The 20,702-nt window shown below is 68.3% G+C and carries 9 protein-coding genes; 3 read left to right on the top strand and 6 right to left on the bottom strand.

Annotation, left to right across the window (positions count from 1 at the left end):
- Window positions 1-235: 235 nt before the first annotated feature.
- The 5 genes from LuPra_RS28150 to LuPra_RS28170 form a co-directional block, all read right to left on the bottom strand.
- Entirely contained in the window at window positions 236-1,624 is a 1,389-nt protein-coding gene (locus tag LuPra_RS28150) for an NAD(P)(+) transhydrogenase (Re/Si-specific) subunit beta (protein WP_110173849.1), read from the bottom strand.
- Window positions 1,621-1,908, bottom strand: coding sequence for an NAD(P) transhydrogenase subunit alpha part 2 (locus LuPra_RS28155; protein ID WP_110173850.1), 288 nt, complete (start codon window positions 1,906-1,908; stop codon window positions 1,621-1,623). The genes LuPra_RS28150 and LuPra_RS28155 overlap by 4 nt, the downstream gene beginning before the upstream one ends.
- 3 nt (window positions 1,909-1,911) lie before the next feature.
- Window positions 1,912-2,820: a sugar phosphate isomerase/epimerase family protein gene (locus LuPra_RS28160; RefSeq protein WP_110173851.1), complete on the bottom strand. Its 909-nt coding sequence runs from the start codon at window positions 2,818-2,820 to the stop codon at window positions 1,912-1,914.
- A gap of 87 nt (window positions 2,821-2,907) precedes the next feature.
- Window positions 2,908-4,251, bottom strand: coding sequence for a DUF5916 domain-containing protein (locus tag LuPra_RS28165; RefSeq protein ID WP_157899789.1), 1,344 nt, complete (start codon window positions 4,249-4,251; stop codon window positions 2,908-2,910).
- 40 nt (window positions 4,252-4,291) lie between these two features.
- A complete protein-coding gene (locus LuPra_RS28170; protein WP_110173853.1) occupies window positions 4,292-5,458 on the bottom strand; it encodes a DUF5916 domain-containing protein in 1,167 nt (388 codons plus the stop codon).
- Between the two features lie 372 nt (window positions 5,459-5,830).
- Here LuPra_RS28170 and LuPra_RS28175 point away from each other — a divergent pair, with 372 nt between their 5' ends.
- The 3 genes from LuPra_RS28175 to LuPra_RS28185 are packed head-to-tail and all read left to right on the top strand — an operon-like array spanning window position 5,831 to window position 12,052.
- A complete protein-coding gene (locus LuPra_RS28175; RefSeq protein WP_234800589.1) occupies window positions 5,831-9,091 on the top strand; it encodes a DUF1553 domain-containing protein in 3,261 nt (1,086 codons plus the stop codon).
- Complete coding sequence (locus LuPra_RS28180) at window positions 9,088-10,569, top strand: DUF1501 domain-containing protein (protein WP_110173855.1); 1,482 nt, start codon at window positions 9,088-9,090, stop codon at window positions 10,567-10,569. Before LuPra_RS28175 ends, LuPra_RS28180 begins: the two co-directional genes overlap by 4 nt.
- A gap of 4 nt (window positions 10,570-10,573) precedes the next feature.
- On the top strand, window positions 10,574-12,052 hold the full coding sequence (locus tag LuPra_RS28185; protein WP_110173856.1) for a c-type cytochrome domain-containing protein: 1,479 nt from the start codon (window positions 10,574-10,576) through the stop codon (window positions 12,050-12,052).
- Between the two features lie 9 nt (window positions 12,053-12,061).
- Here the strand turns inward: LuPra_RS28185 and LuPra_RS28190 are convergent, their stop codons facing one another.
- Window positions 12,062-20,596 carry a glycoside hydrolase family 94 protein gene (locus LuPra_RS28190; protein WP_110173857.1) on the bottom strand — a complete coding sequence of 2,845 codons (8,535 nt, stop codon included), beginning with the start codon at window positions 20,594-20,596 and terminating at the stop codon, window positions 12,062-12,064.
- Window positions 20,597-20,702 lie beyond the last annotated feature (106 nt).

Genomic DNA, 20,702 nt, shown 5'->3' on the forward strand with positions numbered 1-20,702 from the left:
TCATCACGGCCGGCAACCTTCGACGCCTGCCCGACGGCGGTCACGTCAGCTCCACCCGCCCTGCCGCATGACCGTCGACCTGAAGGTCGACGGCTACGTCGATCGACGATCGGCGTTTCGGCGTTCGGCGTTCGGCGTTCGGCGTTCGGCGTTCGGCGTCCGGCGTTCGGCGTTCGGCGTTCGGCGTCCGGCGTTCAGCGTCAAGCGTCAAGCCTCAAGCCTCAGGCGTCAGGCGTCAATGCATCCCGCCCTCGCCACTCAATTGCTTGGCGAGTTCGCCCATCACCACCTTCGAGTCACCGAAGAGCATGAGCGTGTTGGGTGCGAAGTAGAGCTCGTTTTCAATGCCCGCGAACCCCGGGTTCATCGAGCGCTTGTTGGCGAGCACGGTGCGCGCCTTGTCGGCGTCGATGATCGGCATGCCGAAGATGGGGCTGCTCTTGTCGTGACGTGCCGCCGGGTTCACGACGTCGTTGGCGCCGAGGATGATGCAGACATCCACCTGGCCCATCTCCGGGTTGATGTCGTCCATCTCCACGAGCTGGTCGTAAGGAATCTCCGCCTCGGCCAGCAGCACGTTCATGTGCCCGGGCATGCGGCCCGCCACCGGATGGATGGCGAACTTCACGTCGACGCCCTTCTTCGTGAGCTGCTCGAACACGTCGCGCACGCGGTGCTGGGCCTGCGCCACGGCCATGCCGTAGCCGGGCACGATGACCACGCGGTCGGCGTTCTCGAGAATCTGCGCCGCGTCCTCGATGGTCGCCGACTTCGCTGTCCGCTGCTCGCCCTGCGCCGTCGCCGCGGCGACCTGGCCGAATGCCCCGAACAGCACGTTGGCGAACGAGCGGTTCATCGCGCGGCACATGATGATCGAGAGGATCAGGCCCGACGATCCGTCGAGGGCACCGGCGACGATCAGCAGCTTGTTCTCGAGCACGAAGCCCATCGCCACGGCCGCCAGGCCCGCGTACGAGTTCAGCAGCGAGATCACGGTCGGCATGTCGGCGCCGCCGATCGGCATCACGAGCATCACGCCGAACACCAGCGACAGCACGATCAGCGCCGGGAACAGGAACGTCCACGCCGGGTTGACCACCAGCAGGACGCCGATGAGGACGCCGGCGCCAATCAGCGAGAAGTTGACGAAGTTCTGGCCGGGATAAGTAACCGGACGCGTCGGCAGCACTTCCTGCAGCTTGCCGGCGGCCACCAGGCTGCCGGTGCAGGTCATCAGGCCGAGTGCGACCTCGAAGACGATGGCGCCGGTGCGGAACGCGGTCAGCTCGCCGCCATGCAGGAACAGGTAGTACTTGCCGATACCGACCAGGCCTGCGGCAAGGCCACCAAACGCGTGCGAGAGCGCCGTCCGCTGCGGCACGGCGGTCAGCGGCACCCACGACAGCGGCACGCCGACGATCGTGCCGAGCACGATCGCGATGAAGATCCAGGTGTAGCTCGCGATGTCGGGACGCAGCAGCGTGCCGACCACGGCAAGGGTCATCGCCGCGACGCCGGCGAAGACGCCGTTGCGGGCGGTCTTCGGGTCGCTCATCCACTTGAGCGAGAAGATGAAGAGCGCGGCCGAGACGAGGTAGACGAGATCGATAGTCTGCGAATTCACTTGGCCGCTTCCTTCCGCTTGAACATCTTCAGCATGCGATCGGTGATCAGGAAGCCGCTGATGATGTTGGTGGTGGAAGCGAAGACCGCGATGGCGCCGAGGACCGTGCTCGTCCGATCGTGCTGCGGACCCGCGAGGATGATCGCGCCGACGATGGCGATCGCCGAGATCGCGTTGGTCAGCGACATCAGCGGCGTGTGCAGCAATCGCGAGACGCGGCGGATGACGTCCATGCCGATGAACGTCGACAGCATGAACACGAACAGCGAGGTGATGAAATCCATGGCTCAGGCCTTGTTGATGGCGTCGCGGAGGATGGCGAGCTGCCTGGGGATGGCGTCGTACGGTTCTGGCGACGACTCGTACTCGAGCACGACGTAGCCGCGGTAGTTGGCATCCTTGAGCATCTTCACGAAACGCGGCACGTCGGTCGGCACCTTCTGCTTCACCGGCCCGGTCTCGACCTTGAGCTGCACGTTGACCGCATACGGCACGATCTTCTGCAGCTGCGTGTAGACGTCGGTGTCGTCGACGTTGCCCGAGTCGAGGTTGACGCCGAACCACGGCGAGTCGATCGCCTTCAGCGCCGGCAGCATGCGGTCGATCTTCATCAGGTAGTCGTGGTTCTCGAGCCCGAGAATCACGCCGTGCTTCTCGGCAGACACCAGCGCCTTCTTCAGGTTCTTGATGCCGTTGGCGATGCCCTGTTCCTCGGTCATCCCCTTGGGCGGCACGCCGCTGAACACCCGGACGACCGGCGCACCGAGCACGGCGTAGTGCCCGAGCCAGGTGTCGGTGTGGTCGAGCCATTTCTGCAGCTGCGGGTCGTCGTCTGGCAGCGTGAAGTTGTTGCGGATGGCACCGCCCGAGATGTCGAGGCCGTTGATGTGGCAGCGGCGCTTCACCTCGTTCAGGTAGGCGCGGTCGAACGTCTCCGGGAAGAAATAGGAGGTCAGCTCCACTGCGTCCACGCCGAGCGTGGCCGACCAGTCGATGAAGCCGAGCAGGTCCATCGCCCCCTTGGTCCCGGCCTTGGCCTGCAGGTACTGACGCATCGAGTAGGCGGCCAGACCGACTCGCAGCTGGCTCTTGCCGGCGCGGCTGATCGGCGCGGCGGGCGCCGCGGTGGGAGACAAGGTCGTGGCCACGGCCGCCGAGGCCGTAGCGGAGAGGAAGGCACGTCGATTCAGGGACATGGCTGTCGCGCAGTGTATTACGGCTTTGGTAGCCTGCAGCCTGCAGCCTACGGGCTACGTGTGGCGTTCGGCGTTCAGCGTTCGTCGCTACCTGGCGCCGAACCAGTAGGACATCTTGACGAGAAGCACGTCATCGGCCGGGGCGCTGAAGAGCCGGCCGCTATCGCCGGTGAGGTCGAAGGCGCCCGTGGCGTCCGCGTCTCGGCGTTGCTGGGTCCAGACGAAGTAGAAGGCCGAGCCCGGGCGAAACTCCCAGCGGAAGACGGTATTGGCGCGTAGCGACCGCACGTTGAAGTCCGGCTGCGCGATCGCGAACGGCGACGCGGCGCCGGCGCCGTCCGGGTCGATCACCAGTCCCTGTCCGCCTGGGCCCGCGGTAATGGTGCTGCCGGCGTCCTCGCCGTAGCGCACGAAGTCGAACGTGCGCGGCGCCGCCACTTCCTTGATGGCGCCGTAGTCGCCGGCCGACACCAACGGCTGCAGGAACGTCTGCAGCGACATGCGCGGCGAGAGCACGACACTCAGCCGCGCAATCATCGAGACTGCGGTCTGGTCCAGTTCACCGAAGACGTAGCGCTGGCCGTAGGTCCGCGTCGCCAGCGGATCGTTGACCGTCGAAAGGTACTGCGCGGCGACGATGTTGCGCCGGATGGCGGGCCCGGCACTCACGGTGACGGCCGGCACCGGCCGCAGGGTCAGGCTCGCACCTCCGGTGAACGCGGACGCCTCGTACTGTCGTGCCGTGTAGCCGACGTCGGTGGCCAGCACCGCGACCTTGCGGTTGTCGGTGACCACCGACAACTGCGCACCGATGCTGCCGGGACGGATGACGGTGGGCCCACCGCGCGTCAATTTGTCGTCCCACACGCGCCGGGCATAGGTGCCGGTCAGCGTCGACCGCCAGAAGTTGCGGAACTGGATGCTGCTGGCCGCCTGCCAGCCGTCACCCTGCAGCTCGGCGCCGTAGTTCCAGGTCCACCACTTGGAGATCCGGGCCGATCGTTCGCGCGTCCAGCCGTCCGGAACGAGCTTGCGGAACAACACCATCGCGTGGCCGCCGGCGCGGTCGGTCTGGGTTGAGAAACCGAGGTCGTTGACCTCGAGCCCCGGGCTCATCCCCCAGACGCCGAAGTTGGCTGTGACGTTGCCGCTCTGCTTGTTCAGGTTGGCCTGCCCGGTCCAGCCCGAGAGGCTCGTCGCGCTCGGATCGAGCGACACATGCGGTGCGTCCGGCCGCTGGTAGTAACGCGGCTCGGCGCGCTGCAGTCGCGTGATCGCCGCCTGGCTACCCTGCAGCCAGCTGCCGGCGATGCCGCCATGCAGCACCCAACTGTGCGCCGCGTCCACGAACCAGTGCCCATCGACGCCGAGCATGTGCGCACGCGAGGCTAGCGACGCCTCGAGTTGCGGTTCGCGCTGCTCACGGATCACCGACGTCCCCAACAGGCCGATGCCGGCGCGCGCGCCGATCTCACGCTGCGCCCTGATGACGGCGTAGTTGGTTGGTCGCTGCCGCGCCCGGGAGGATTAGGCTGTAGGTGAGCGGCTCGATGGCACGCGTCGTCGTCTGCACGCCGTCCGACAGGCGGGCGTGCTCACGCCCCGTGACAGCATCGAGGGCCCCGAGCGTCCAGCCGCGGCGCGTGCGGCCCACCAGCTTGGCCGCGCCCAGGATCGTCGTCGTGGCAGGCACGTCGGAGTACGGCGTCACGACGCGCCCCTGTGGCGCACGCCCGATGCGACGGCTGTAGAACAGGGTCGGCTCGGGCCTGAAGAAACCCCAGTACTCGCTGGCGCCGCTGCGGCCGAAATTGCCGAACACCTTCGCGCCTTCGGTGAAGAACGGGCGGCGCTCCTCGAAGAAGACTTCGAACTGTGTGAGGTTCACCACGGCCGGATCGACTTCGACCTGGCCGAAGTCGGGGTTGAACGTCGCGTCCAGCGTCAGGCTGTTGGTGACGCCGTACTTGAGGTCCATGCCGGCCGCACCGAACGCCCGGGCGCCGTCGTTGAACGGACTGCCAGTGATTGGTGGTTCGATGAACTCCGCGCGGGAGGTGACGTACGGCATCAGTTCCAGCGTGCCGGGAGGCGTGATGCCGGCGATGTCCTCGAGGTGCGCCATGCGCGAGGCCAGGCCCGCCTCGTTCTTGCGTACCAGTTGTACCCAAGACGACTCGTTGCGCCGCTGGATGACGCGTTGGACATTGATGCCCCAGGTGTATCGATCGGCGGCCGGAAACCGCAGCTGCGACAGCGCGATCCGCATCTCGACGACCCAGCCCTGCGCGTCGACCTGGACGGCTGACGCCCACACCGCATCCCACGTGACGTCGAGGAACTGGTCGTTGTAGCTAAGCGCGTCGCGCTGCACGCCAGCGGCAGAGACGCCGAACTGCGCCCCGGTCAGGTGGTCGTGATGCGGGTCGAGGTAGACGACGAGGGCGTCGGCCTCGACCACGACGTCGCGCCTCGAAAGCTGCCGAACGATAGCGGAGGGCTGGCGATCGAACAGCCGGGCAGCGATGTAGAGCGCGTCCTCGTCATAGGCGACTCGGATGTGGTGTTCTCGGAAGCCGGCTCCCCTTCCACCGGATCTCGCTGGAGAAAGCCGCCAATCGGCTCGGCCGCAGCCCAGATCGCCTCATCGAGGCGGCCGTCGATGACAGGAGCGTCCTCGACGCGCACCGCGTGCAAGTGCCGCGGATCGAGCGATTGCGCAATGGACGCGGACGGGAGGCTCGACATCGCCCCGACCAGCAGGAGGTACAGGGTGACGACGCGAGGTCCCACGGCGCGGATTCTAGCGTCCAAGGGCGCATTGCACCATGCCGTCGCATGGCATAGGCTGGATCGGATCCTGGAGTCGGTTTACCAAATGGCCACAGAGCCCTGTCCCGCGGTCGCGGGCCCCCAACGCGCCGCCCGGCGCCTGGCTGTCGGCGCGACCCTTGTTGCGACCCTCATCGGCAGCGCCGCGTGCCGTCCTGCTCCGCCAACCCTCGCAGGCGTGCCCGAGCAGGTTGACTTCAACTTCCACGTGCGCCCGATCCTGTCGGACAAGTGCTTCAAGTGCCATGGGCCGGATGACCGCGCGCGCAAGGGCGGCCTGAGCCTGCACACCCGGGATGGAGCCTTTGCCACGCTGGCCACGGGCCGGCGGGCGGTGGTGCCCGGCAACACCGGCAAGAGCGAGCTCGTCCGTCGAATCCTCAGCACGGATCCGGCGGTGATGATGCCGCAGGCGGACTCGCACCTCGAGCTGAGCGACGTGGAGAAGGCCACGCTCGTCCGCTGGATCGAGCAGGGGGCCACGTGGACGCCACACTGGGCGTTCGTTCCACCCAAGAAGGCGCCGGTGCCCTCGGGGTCCGACCTTGGGACCTTCACCAATCCCATCGACGGCTTCGTCCGCGCCGACCTGCGCGGGACCGGTCTCACGCCCTCGCCCGAGGCCTCGCGCGAGACCCTGATACGTCGCGTGTCGATCGACCTCACAGGACTGCCGCCGACCATCGCCGAGGTCAACGCCTTCCTGGCCGACCGCAGCGCCGACGCGTTCGAGAAGGTCGTCGATCGGCTGCTGGCCTCGCCGGCGTTCGGCGAGCGGATGGCGACCGACTGGCTCGACGTCGCCCGGTACGCGGACTCGCACGGGTATCAGGACGACGGCATGCGTCAGATGTCGCCATGGCGCGACTGGGTGATCGAGGCGTTCAACCGCAACATGCCGGTGGACCAGTTCATCACCTGGCAACTCGCCGGTGATCTGCTGCCCAATCCGACGCCCGAACAGCGCCTCGCCACGGCCTTCAACCGCAATCACATGCAGAGCCAGGAAGGCGGCATCGTCTCGGAGGAATATCGCGTCGAGTACGTCGCCGACCGCGTCAACACCTTCGGCTCGGCCTTTCTCGGGCTGACGCTGCAGTGCGCGCGCTGCCACGACCACAAGTACGACCCGGTGTTGCAGAAGGACTTTTTCAAGCTCTTCGCGTTCTTCAACAACGTCAACGAGACCGGGCAGATCCCGTATTCGGGCATGCCGAGTCCGACGGTGACCATCTCGACGCCGGAAGCCGACATGGCGATCGCGGCGTTGCGCGAGAAAATCGGCCCGCTCGAGGAGGCCACCCGTGTGGATCGGCTGGCGACGGGGCCCGCGTTCGAGGCCTGGCTCGCGAAGGCACAGGCCGCGACGGAGCAACCCTCTGTGGTCCTGCCCCGCCCGATCGTGCACCTCCCGCTCGACGCCATGAAGGCCTACACGTTCGCCAATCTCGCCACACCCAAGCGCATGGGCACGGTGGGGAGCGACGAGGAGCGCAAGAAGAAGACGGCGCGCGCACCAGAGGTGGTGCCGGGGGTGATCGGCAATGCCGCGCGGCTCGTCGGCGACAGCCAGATCGACCTCGGCGGCCGCGACCAGAACTTCGGCTTCTTCGAGCGTAACGATCCGTTCTCGTTCGCCATCTGGATCCGTCGCGACAAGGCCGGCGTCGGCGGCCCGGTCATCACGCGGTCGGGCGCGGTGATGAACGGCCACCGCGGCTACGAGTTGATCCTGCGACCCGATGGGACGCTGACCACAGGCCTGCATCACGTCGCGCCGGACAACTCGGTCGAGATCGAGACGGTCACGCCGATGACCGTCGGCGACTGGTATCACGTGGCGGTGACCTACGACGGATCGAGCCGGGCGGCGGGGCTGCGTCTCTACGTCAACGGCGTCCGGGCGCCGACGCGGGTCATGACCGACAACCTCGCGCGCAGCATCATCAGCGAGCCGCTTGGCGACTGGGGTGGGATCTCGGCGATCCGCCTCGGCAGGCGCGGCGACGAGAACCTGTCGGACACGTCGGTCGACGAGTTCTACGTGTTCCCGGATGAATTGACGGCCCTCGAGGTCGCGACGCTGGCAGCGCCCGGCGCAGCGCGGCAGACCAATCGCGCGGTATCGACGGCTCCGCCGCCAGCATCGCCCGCGACCGCGTCGTTCGTGAAAACGTCAGGTGTAGGCGTCGAGCTTGCTCGACGCGAAACAGCATCGCCTGCTCGTCCCGCAGCCGCATCGCGCGAGGAGCTTGCCGACCACTGGGTGCGTCGCGTGGCGAAGCTCGGTGCGGCGGAACGGCAGCAGTTGCGCGTGCTCCGCGGCAAGGAGAACGCCCTCATCACGAAGCTGCCGCAGGCGATGGTCATGCGCGACCTGCCGCCCGAGCGTGCGCGCCCGACGTTCATCCTCGCCCGCGGTTCCTACGAGGCGCCAACCGACCGCGTCGAGGCCGACACGCCGGCGATGCTGCCGAAGTTCGAGGGGCCGAAGAACCGGCTCGGGCTGGCGCGCTGGCTCGTCGCGCCGAACAACCCGCTGGCCGCGCGCGTCGTCGTGAACCGATACTGGGGACTGCTCTTCGGCACCGGCCTGGTGGCCACGCCGGAGGACTTCGGCAACCAGGGCCGGCTGCCGACACACCCCGCGCTGCTCGATCACCTGGCAGTGAGCCTGCGCGAGGGAGGCTGGGACCTGAAGGCGATGCTGCGCCAGATCGTGCTCTCGCAGACCTACCGGCAGTCGTCGGTCGCGACGGCCAGGGCGCTGGAGCTCGATCCGGCCAACGAGAAGCTGGCGCGTGGACCATCGTATCGACTGGCCTCCGAGCAGATTCGCGACGGCGCGCTCGCCGCCAGCGGCCTGCTCGTGCGCACGATCGGCGGACCGAGCGTATACCCCTACCAGCCCGCGGGGCTCTGGGAGGAACTGGCCACCCGCAATGCGACGACGTATGCACAGGGCAAGGGCGACGACCTGCATCGACGCAGCCTGTACACGGTGTGGAAGCGCAGCACGCCGCCGCCGTCCGCCATCAGCTTCGATGCCTCCGAACGCCTCCTCTGCATCGTCAAGCGGCAGCGTACGAGCACGCCCCTCCAGGCGCTGGTGCTGCTCAACGACGTGCAGTACGTCGAGGCCGCGCGCGTGCTGGCCGAGCGACTGCTGCGCGAGGGCGGAGACACGCCCGAGGCGCGAATCACGACCGCCTATCGCCTGCTGACGAGCCGGGCGCCGCGGCCGACCGAACTCGCCGCCGTGCGCGCGCTCTTCGAGAAGGAACGGGCGACCTACGCCAGTGACTTACGAGCGGCCAGGCAGCTTGCCAAGTCCGGTGAGGCGCCTCCGGCGCGGACGCTGGACCCGGTGGACGTCGCGGCGTGGACCGTCGTGGCGAGCACGATCATGAACACGGACGAAGCGGTGAACAAGCGATGAAGGCTCTCGAGGATCTCAAGTACAACGCCACCCGGCGACACTTCCTCTCTGCCGCCAGCCTCGGCATCGGGTCGGTCGCCCTGGGCGCCCTGCTCGATCCCGCACGGCTGTTCGGTGGACCCGGGCAAGGGCCTGTCGCTGTGGCGCCTGGAGCTAGGCCGACCGGGCCGATTTACCCGGCTACGCACGTGGTCCCGCGCGCCAAGCGGGTGATCTATCTGTTCCAGAGCGGCGGCCCGTCACAACTCGACCTGTTCGATGACAAGCCGTTGCTGCGGACGATGAACGGCGAGGACCTGCCGGCGTCCATCCGGATGGGGCAGCGCCTGACCGGCATGACGGCGCACCAGAAGCAGTTCCCGCTTGCCGGATCGCACTTCTCGATGGCGCGCCACGGCCAGAGCGGCGCGACCGTCAGCGAACTGCTGCCGCACATCGGCTCGATCGCCGACAAGCTGTGCTTCGTCAAGTCGATGCACACCGAGGCGATCAATCACGACCCCGCCGTGACGTTCGTGCAGACGGGATCTCAGCAGGCCGGCCGTCCCTCGATCGGGTCCTGGCTCTCGTACGGGCTCGGGTCGGACAACTCCAACCTGCCTGCATTCATCGTGCTGCTGTCGCGGGCCCGCCAGGGCGACCAGCCGCTCTACTCGCGGCTCTGGGGGAGCGGCTTCCTGCCCTCGCAGCACCAGGGCGTGCAGTTCCGCCGCGGCAAGGACCCGGTGCTCTACCTCGGCGACCCCGACGGCCTGAGCGCCGATACGCGCCGTCACATGCTCGACACGTTCCGGCAGCTCGAGGAGGAACAGCACGCGCGTGTGCTCGATCCCGAGATCAACGCGCGCATCGCCCAGTACGAGATGGCGTACCGCATGCAGACGTCGGTGCCGGAGGTCATGGACTTTACGAACGAGCCGCAGAGCGTCCTCGACATGTACGGTCCCGAGGTCAAGACACCGGGCAGCTATGCGGCCAACTGCCTGCTGGCGCGGCGGCTCGCCGAGCGCGACGTGCGATTCATCCAGCTGTACCACCAGGGCTGGGATCAGCACGGCAACCTGCCCAAGGACATCAGGATCATGACCAAGTCGGTCGACCAGCCGTCGGCGGCCCTGGTCAAGGATCTCGAGCAGCGCGGCCTGCTCGAGGACACGCTGGTGATCTGGGGGGGCGAGTTCGGCCGCACCAATTACTCCCAGGGCAAGCTCACGAAAGAGAACTACGGGCGCGATCACCATCCGCGGTCGTTCACGGTGTGGATGGCTGGCGGCGGCATCAAGACGGGTTTCAGCTACGGCGAGACCGACGAGTTCGGCTACAACGTCGTGCGCGATCCGGTACACGTCCACGACTTCCAGGCGACGCTGCTGCACCTGCTGGGGATCGAGCACGAGCAGTTCACGTTCAAGCACCAGGGCCGGCGGTACCGCCTCACCGACGTGCACGGTCACGTCGTGAAGGCGCTCCTGGCGTAAGCGCGTGCTCACGGAACTCCAGCCGTTCATCGGCCGCTTCCACCCGCTCCTCGTCCACCTCCCGATCGGCTTCCTGCTGCTGGCCGGCGTCGTCGAGGTCCTGTCGCGCCTGAAGCGCTTCGAGGATACCGGCATCGCCCGCCTGATGCCGACGCTGCTCGCCCTCTGCGCGCTGTCGACCGGCGGCGCCGTCATCACCGGCACGCTGCTGTCGTTGAGCGGCGATTACGACCCGACGCTCGTGGGCCGGCATCAGCAATGGGGCCTGATGCTCGGCGCGATCGTCTTTCTCGCGTGTGCGGCGGCGTGGTGGCGTGAGCGGACGCCGGGACGCGCGCCCGCACTGCTGTACGGCGGCAGCTTCGGCATGGCCATCTTCCTGGTGGCCGTGACTGGGCATCTCGGCGGATCGCTCACGCACGGCGAGGGCTACCTGACCGAGCACATGCCAGCGCTGCCCTTCCTGACCGCCGCGCGTGCGAGCACGCCGCGAGGTCCGGTGGACCCGAGCGCGACGCCCGTCTTCAAGACGCTCGTGGCACCCACGCTCGAGGCGCGGTGCGTCGGCTGCCACGGTCCGGCGCGACAGGCGGGCAAGTTGCGGCTCGATTCGCCGGAGGCGATTCGCCAGGGCGGCGAGGACGGCGCCGTGATCGTGCCTGGCAACGCCGCGGGCAGCCTCGTGGTGCGCCGGCTCTTCCTGCCCACGTCCGACAAGAAGGCGATGCCGCCACGCGGCCATCCGGCGCCGTCACACGCGGAAGTCGCCGTGTTGCGCTGGTGGATCGACCAGGGCGCGTCCTTCGATCAGGTGCTGGCCGACACGCAGGTCACGCCCGAGCTTGAACCCGCGATCGCCGATCGGCTGGGGCCCGTGGACCTGAGCGCACCGGCGATCCTGTCGGTGCGGGTGCCGCAGGCCGACGCGAAAGCCCTCGATGCCTTGAAGGTCCTGAACCTCCGTGTCGAGCCGCTCCGTGCCGGCTCGGCGCTGCTGATGGTGGAGGCGCCACCCGCGGCCCGCACGCTCGACGACAAGAGTCTCGCGTCGCTCGAACCACTGGCCGCGCAGATCGCCTGGCTCAACCTCGGTGGCACGCGGGTGACCGACGCCGGCATGGCGCGACTGCTCCCGAAACTCGTCAACCTGTGGAAGCTGTCCCTCGATCGGACGGCGATCACCGACCATGCGCTTGCGCCGCTCGAGAAGCTGACGCGGCTCGAATCGGTCAACGTCTACGGCACCGCCGTGACCGACGCAGGACTGAAGCCGCTCGAAAAGCTGCCCCGCCTGCGCTCGGTCTACGCCTGGCAGACACAGGTGACGCCACAGGGCGCCGAGGCATTGCAGGCCGCGCTGAAGAAGGTGCACGTCAACGTCGGCGCCCCGCCGACACCGATCGTGACCGAGGAGATGACCGCCGACGACGCCAAGGGCAAGAAGGACAGGAAGCCGAAGAAGGAGAAGGACGCTGCCCCTTGACGCGGCGCGTCAGGCACGGCGTGTCTGCACCACGTCCCGCTCCCCCATCGTGACGACGACCTCGTGAGACCGGCCGTCGTCCAGCAGTGGCACGGCAGCGGCGTCGACATCCTCGCCGTCCAGCGAGATCGACGCCACACCAACGCTGCGGTGCTCGGGGTTGTTGACCTGGATGTGGTAGTGCGTCGAGCCGACGCGCCAGTCGATCGTGAACCCGGGCCACGTGGACGGGATGCAGGGCGTCACCGAGAAGGTGCCGCCGTGTCGCTCGAGGCCGAGGATGCTTTCGATACCGGCGCGATACATCCAGCCCGCCGATCCGGTGTACCAGGACCAGCCACCACGGCCAGTGTGTTCGGGGTGAGCGTAGACGTCGCCGTCCATCACGTAGGGCTCGGTCACGTAGCGGTCGACGCTCGCGGCATCCCGGGTGTGGTTGAGGGGGTTGATCATGTGGAACAACTCGGCGACTTCATCGCCGTACCCCATGCGGGCCAGGGCCATGATCGTCCAGACCGCCGCGTGCGTGTACTGTCCGCCGTTCTCGCGGATCCCTGGCACATAGCCCTTGATGTAGCCCGGATCCTTTTCACCGCGATCGAAGGCGGGCGTCAGCAGCAGGAGGACGCGCGCATCGCGGCGGACGAGATGCGCGCGAACCGCGTCCATGGCCCGTCGGGCGCGGGCGGCGGGCGCCGCGCCCGACAGCACCGCCCATGACTGGCTGATCGAGTCGATGCGGCATTCATCGCTGCCCGCCGATCCCAGCGGCGTGCCGTCGTCGTAATACCCGCGGCGATACCAGTTGCCATCCCACGACAGTTCGAGCGCGTTGGCCAGGCGTCGCGCCTCGGCCGCGTAGCGCGTGGCCAGATCGCCATGCCCGCGGGCGCTGGCCAGGGGACCGAACTCCGTGAGGACGCCGTAGAGGAACCAGCCGAGCCACACGCTCTCGCCACGACCTTCGTGACCGACCCGGTTCATGCCGTCGTTCCAGTCGCCGATGCCCATCAGCGGCAGACCGTGGGCACCTGACGTGAGACCACGATCGATCGCGCGGACACAGTGATCGAACAGCGACGCTGATGTTTCCGACATCATCGGGAGGTCGTAGACCTCGTGCTGGTCGGGCGTTAGCGGCGGTGCCTCGAGGAAGGGCACCATCTCGTCGAGGACTGACGCATCGCCGGTCGCTTTCAAGTACTGCGACACCACGTACGGCAGCCAGAGCAGGTCGTCCGAGCACCGCGTACGCGTACCGCGGCCGGTCGGCGGATGCCACCAGTGCTGCACGTCGCCCTCGACGAACTGCCGGCTCGCAGCCAGCAGCACCTGCTGCCGGTAGAGGTCGGTGCGGCTGAAGCCCAGCGCCATGACGTCCTGCAACTGGTCGCGGAACCCGAAGGCACCGCCTGGCTGGAAGAACCCGGTCCGCGCCCAGAGGCGTGCCGTCACCGTCTGGTACAGGAGCCAGCGATTCACCATCAGGTCGAACGAATCGTCCGGTGTTCGGACCTGAACTGCGCCGAGGATGTCTTCCCACATCGCATCGGATCGGCGTCGTCCCTCCTGCACGCGCTGCACATCGCCGCATCGCCCGATGAGGGCGTGGACGTCGTCGGCTGACGTGCCCTCGCCGAGCAGGAAGACGACGCGACGTGTCTCGCCTGGGGCGAGCAGGATGCCGGTGTGCAGCACGGCACAGGGCTCGAGACCCGCGCCGAGCTGGTTGGACAGTGCGTCGAGCGTGAGGCCGGCGGGCGCCGTCAGCGAGCCGTTGCGCCCGAGGAACTCGGTGCGGTCGCCGGTCATCGACCGCACCGGCTCACTGCACCAGGCAAACGCGACGCGCGATGCGAACTCGGTCACCCAGGGGTTGCTGGCAACGATCGCGCCGGTGGCCGCGTCACGGCTGGTGACCACGGATCGCTGCATGCCCGCGCGGGGCGGGCCGAGCAGCCATGCGTTGTAGCCGAACAGACTCAGACGGCGAGGTTGCGCCGACGTGTTGGTGAGCGTGAGCACCGATGCCTTCACAGGCGCGTCGGGGAACACGAACACCTCGAGGCGCTGGCTGAGTCGTCGAGTGGCGCGTTCGAACGACGTCACGCCGGCGCCGTGCCGCACCTGCCAGGCGTCGTCCGGACGGCGCGGCATCGGCGAGGGTGTGGCGCCCCACGTCTCGCCGGTCTCATCATCGCGCAGATAGATCGCCTCCGATGTCCCTTCAGCGATGGGGTCGTTGTCGAACGGCGTGAGTCGATGTTCTCGACTGTTCACGGCCCACGTGAAGGCGGCGCCCGAAGACGTGACCAGGGTGCCGAACTCGGGGTTGGCAATGATGTTCGACCACGGTGCGGGCGTGTTCTGGCCGTCGCGCAGCGTGACGACATACTCGCGGCCGTCCTCGCTGAACCCACCGAGACCGTTGGCCATCACGAGCCGGGGCGCGTCGTCCAGTACGGTGGCGTCCGCCTCGGAGGCCAGCGCCTGTCGCAGGAACGACCGTCGCGGCGGCGCCGGCGACGGTGACGGGCGATCGAGTTGTTCGGAGAGTTCGCCGCGGCCACCGGCGAGCACCGCGCGCGCCACCGAGATGAGCGAGGCGCGATCGGCGGGAGACAAGGCGTCGGCGCGGCGCAGGAACACGCCACCGGGACGGTCGCGCCAGGCGCCCCATGAGCCGCTGGCCACCAGTGCGGTCAGGCTTTCCTGGATCTGGTCGAGATAGTCAGCCGGGTGCTCGTTGACGATGACGACGTCGGCGACCAGGCCCTTCAGCCGCCAGTACTCCTGCGCCTGCAGGACGTGACGGACGAGCCTGATGTCGTCACCCTCCTCCACGGTCACGAGCAGGATCGGCAGATCTCCCGAGATGCCGAGCGCCCACAGCGCGGACTGCCCCTGCGTCGCCGCGATCAGTTGCTCGGGCGTGGCCCGCAACGACTCGTCCAGGTGGAGGACACGGCTCGCGAGCCGGTCGTACTGCCGGGCCAGCTCGCTCGAGATGCCGAGATGCCTGAGCAGCATCTGGCTGTGGGTGAAGGCCATCGTCGCCGCGCGGGACGCGCCGCCGCGATCGTGGTAGCGCTGCGCGAGCGTCACAGCGGCCTCACGCGTCTCGGCAGCGCCGGTGGAGAACGCCATCCTGGCGAATCCGCCGGGCTCGAGGCGCACACGCTGGCGCAGGCTCGCGACTGGATCGAGCACCGAACCGGTCGTGCCGGTCAACGAACGGCCGTCGAGCGCGATCGGCGAGGTCATCGTGCGGCCGCGCCCGATGAACCGCAACCGGCTGGTCTCCCACTCGGTCTGCGAGGCCCGGTCGCCCTCGAGGCTCAGGACGTGGAAGACCCAGACGCGGGCTTCCTGAGGTGACCGCGGCCTGCGGCCGCAGATGATCGCGGTGCTCTCCGGCAGGTATTCGGTCTGCACGAACAGCTTGCCGAAGGCGGGATGGGCGATGTCGTCTTCGAGACGGCCGAGCACGATCTCGGCGTAGCTCGTGATGTCGATCTCGCGCATCCGGTCGGATCGATTGGTCAGCGACAGCCGACGGACCTCGACGTCGTCGCCAGCCGAGACGACCACCTCGAGCATCGACTCGATGCCATCGTCAGTGCGGCGGAAGACGGCCTTGTCGGAGCCGAAGGTGATGAAGCACTCGTCCGGCTCCTTCCTGGTCGGGAAGAACGTCGGCGACCAGACCAGCCCCGACCTGACGTCGCGCAGGTACAGGCACTGACCACCGAGGTCGAGCGTGCGGTCCTCGCGCGACCGGACGATCGAGATGTCGCGCCAGCGGCTCGAACCGCCACCGGCATTGGTCACGACCGTCACCCAGGATCCATTCGACAGGAACTGCGCGTGCGGGTGGAAGGTGTGCGGCGTGCGGAACCGGCGCAACGGGATGCTTGGCGCCGTCCACGGCGTGCGGGTCGACTCGACCGGCCGCGGCGGTGTGGACGCAGCCTCACGCGGCATGCGCTCCTGCAGCAGCAGTTCGGTGGCCCTGACGTGCGAGTCGGCGTGGAAGCGGTCGACCATTACGTTGTCCAGCAGCGCGTTGGTGGCCGCCAGGAGCGTCATGCCCTGGTGGTGCGCCATGAACGTGCGGACGACCACGCCTTCGGGCCTGCCGACTGGTCGCGTCGCCTGGCTGGGCGGGTCCGGGCCCAGCCGCGGCGTGTAGTCGACCGACTCGTAGTAGCCGAAGGCGCCTTCTGCGCCGGCGGCGGTCAGGCGCGCGAGGTTCTGCAGCGCCGCACGCGGCGCGACTGGCAGCGCGAGCGCGGTCGCGTACGGCGCGATCACCAGGTCGTCGGCGAGTCCGCGCTTGAATCCGAGTCCCGGCACGCCGAAGGCACGGTACTGGTACGTGTCGTGCCGGTCGCGGACGTTGTAGGCCGACTCGGAGATGCCCCAGGGCACGCCACGCTGCCGGCCGTACTGGATCTGCCGGATCACCACGCCCTCGTTGGTCGTCTCGAGCAGCGTTCCGGGAAACGACCGCATCAGCAGCGACGGCATCAGGTACTCGAACATGGTCGCGCTCCACGACAGCAGCGTGGGCACGCCCTCGACGCTCATCGCCCGGCGCCCGAGATGGAACCAGTGCCGCTGCGGCACGTCGCCGCGAGCGATGGCGATGAAGCTCGCAAGCCGCGCCTCGGATGCGAGCAGGTCGTAAAACGAGGCGTCGAGCACGCCGGGGCCGTCGGCGTCAGCGAGCCGATAGCCGATCGAGAAGAGGTGTCGCGTCCGGTCGTACAGGAAGCCGAAGCGCATCTGGTCGGCCAGGGCGCGGCTTCGATCGGCGAGCGTGAGCATGGTCGTCGCCTCGCGATCGATGTCGCCGGTCGAGCCCGCCGTGGTCGCATCGATCACGCGCTGCAGCGCGGACCGCAATGCGCGCGTCCAGGTCAGTACGACGGGGGCATCACCGTCGTCGATCGGCTGCATCACGGGGAGCGCCAAGACGTCGTCCAGCGCCGCGATGTGGGCCGCGGCACGCGTCGCCAGTACCGCGTCGTCCAGCGCCGCCTGCAGGTCGGCGACGATCGCGGACGCGGTCGCGTCGACCTGCTCGTGCACGGCAACCAGGGCGGGCGATGCCGCCGCACTGCCGGAAGCGAAGCCACGAACGATCGAGGCGGTGTCGGCGAGCCCCTCGCGTACCGGCGGCGCGCCGTCGCGGCGCAGCGCGAGCGACTCGAGTCCGCTGGCGAGCGTGATCAGCGCCGTCACCAGGTTACCGCTGTCGACGGTCGACACATAGCGGGGCCACAACGGCGCCAGCGTGCTCGTGGCGTACCAGTTGAGCAGGTGGCCCTCATGACGTTCGAGGACCTCGCAGGTGTCGAGCGTGTGGTCGACGCGCTCGATCAGCTCGCGATCGTCGATGAAGCCCAGGTCTCGCGCGGCCAGCGTCGAGAGCAGGCCCATGCCGATATTGGTCGGCGACGTGCGCCGCGCCAGTTGGCGTCCCGGCGCCTCCTGGAAGTTGTCAGGTGGCAGCCAGTGATCGTCGGGACCGACGAACATCTCGAAGTAGTGCCAAGTCTTTCGCGCCAGGCGACGCACCTGGGTACGTTCATGTGGCGCGAGCGCCCGCTGTCGCAGCTCACGCGGCTGGCTCAGCGCCCATGCGATGACCGGCGCCGCCATCCATGCGAGCAGGAACGGCACCGCCGCGAGCCATCCGTGCCGCGGGGAGGCGGCAATCGCCGCGATGGCGAGCAATGCAACGAGCGGGCTGGCCGCCATCTCGACCAGGAACACCGGCAGCGCCGCGCGGCCGCGCAGCCCTGCCGACGCCGCCGCCACGCTCGACGCGGTCTCCCATTCGAGGAGCCGGCGATGGGTCACGGCGAGACGCGCCAGCGTGAGCATGATGGCCCGCACCATCTCCCACGCGTGGAACGGCAACAGCATCAGCGACAGCAACGCCTGCGCCGCCGCGGTCTGCATGTCCTCGGAGACGCCACGCAGGAACACACCGATGGAATGCCCGTACCACGGCACGGCGAACAACCGGGCCATCGCCAGCAGCGTGGCCGATCCGGTGACGCCGAGCGCCAGCGCCGTCCAGACCGCCGGGCGACCCGGCAGGAAGGTCCAGCCCGCGAGCAGGAAGGCGAGCAACGCGGGCGCCATGAGGCTGCGCCGCAGGTTGTCGAGAATCTTCCAGCGGCTGATGAACGGCAGCTGGTTGCGCGCCATACCCTGCGCGGTCGGCACGTACGGGAACAGCCACAGCAGAATCTGCCAGTCGCCTCTTACCCATCGCCGCTGACGACGCACGTGCGCCAGCACCGTCGACGGGTAGTCGTCGACGAGTTCGATGTCGCTGACCAGTGCAGCGCGGGCGTGCAGGCCCTCGAACAAATCGTGTGACAGGAGCGCGTTCTCAGGCACGCGGCCTTCGAGGGTGCCCATGAACGCGTCGACGTCATAGAGGCCCTTGCCAGCGAAGATGCCCTCGCCGAACAGGTCCTGGTAGACGTCGGACACGGCGGTGGTGTACGGGTCGACGCCGGTGTGCCCGGCGTAGGTGCGAGCAAACAGCGATCCGGCCGCACTCGACATCGTCACGCTGACCCGCGGCTGCAGGATGCCGTAGCCCTGCGTCACCCGGCGCAGCGCCGGATCGACTTCCGGCTGGTTCAGCGGATGGAGGATGATCCCGACCAGCTCACGTGCCGCGTCGCGCGGCAGGCGCGTGTCGCTGTCGAGGGTCAGACAGTACCGCACCGAGCGCAGCACGGACCGGTCGCCGACGACGTGGTGGAAGCTGGTGTCGGTGGCGCCGCGGAGGAGCCGGTTGAACTCCTCGATCTTCCCGCGCTTGCGCTCCCAGCCCATCCAGCGCGATTCCTTGTCGTTCCACAAGCGATCGCGATGGAACAGGAAGAAGCGATCCTGCTTCGTGCGGCCGTGCCGGACATTGAGTTCTGCGATGCCAGCGCGAGCCGCAGCCAGGATGGCCTCGTCTCCGGGCAGGTGCTCTGCGTCGGCGTCGGTGAAGTCGCTGAGCGCCGCGAAGTGGAGGCGCGGGTCGGGATTGCCCAGGGCGTGCACCTCGAGATGCGCGAGCAGTTCCTCGACCGCGGCGACGCTGCCGAACAAGGTCGGGACAATCACCATCGTCCGGCCTTCTTCGGGGATGCCGTGCTCGAGATCCAGACGCGGCAATCTGCGTGGCCGGCTCAGTTTCGCCACGAGGCGCTGCACGGCGGCTGTCGCGAGGTCGGTGGCCGGCAGCAGCGCGAGCAATGCTGCCGTGACGATGGCAGCCGTCGAACCGCCTGAGCGCGACGCGTACCAGGCGGCAAACAGCACCAGCAGGGCGGTCACCGCCGCGATGGGCAGCAGGTAGAGCGGGGTCGGATGTCGGTACAGGAAGCGCTTCAGCCGGCGCGTCGGCCGCAGCCTGGTTGAGAGCTGCTCCTCGAGATAGCCGCGGCCAGGTCCGATCAGGTAATAACCGACGTGGGCGTCCCGCTCGTTGCGCAGCCGGGTGCCGGAACGTCGCGCCGCCTCGACGCTCTGTCGCGCGACGTGCACCTGCCCTTCGCCGGTTCCATCGGCCAGCGCCTCGAGCGACCGCCGGTAACGATCGCGGCTTGCAAAGTCCATTCGCCCATAGATGCCGACAGGGTCGTGGTGCAGGATCGTCTCGACCTGGCTCACCGACTCGACGAACCGGCTCCATTCGTGCGTGGCGCAGAACCGCAGGCTGGTGATCGCATTGGCCATCGACACTTGGTCGGCGGCTTCGCGTTGCCCCTCCACCCGAATCGCGTCTTCCGGTGACATCTGCTGCCCGGCCAGCCATGCGTCCAGATCGGTCCTGACCGTCGCCGCCTGCGCGCCGTATTCGCGGATCCGCTGCAGCAATCGGACGACGAACGGAAAACTGCTCTGTGGATCGAGCGGCACGCGCCCGAGTGTGCCGCTGGCATCGAGCGCCGCGAGGTAGGCGTCGGCCCTCGCGGCATCGGCACGGGCGCGGCGGATGCCCTCCCCGATCTCGGAGACGTACGAGATCAACGCCGCCTTCAGCATGCTCGGCCAGGCCCACAGCTCGCCGATCGTCAGTGGCGCCACCCCCTGGAACGCGAGCAGGAACTCACGTAGCCGCTCGGCATCGACACGGCCGTCGCTGCGCCGGATGGTCTGGGCGGCGAGCACTTCGATGCGGGCCAGCGGACCGATGCCATCCACCTGGACCTTCGGCAGCCGCAGGTAGTACCCACGTGGCAGGTCGTGGGAGATGCTCCGGACCTCGTTGGCGATGAGGTGGAAGTTGTCGAGGAGCCATTCGGCGGCCGGAGAAACCGCCTCGGCATGCCGGACGTCGTCCGCGACGGCGCGATAGGCCTGCTCGAGCACCCCCGCCTCCTGGCGCAGGCGCTTCAGGTGGCCGGGTCGGGCCCACCAGGGACTGCGGGGGTCGGCCGGTGGCAGCTCGACGGCGAGTTGTCGGGCAAAGGCCTGCAGGCCTGCCAGGTCCAGCGAATCGCTACGAGGGATGGTCGTCAACCTCGAGCTCGATTGCTATGCTCGTGCCAACTCCTCGTGGCGGTTCTGTCGAAACAGGGCCGTGACCTCATCGATGGCCTTCGCACCACGTGTCTGCATCGAAGAC

It is taken from the genome of Luteitalea pratensis (genome assembly GCF_001618865.1).
In the GTDB taxonomy this organism is placed as follows: domain Bacteria; phylum Acidobacteriota; class Vicinamibacteria; order Vicinamibacterales; family Vicinamibacteraceae; genus Luteitalea; species Luteitalea pratensis.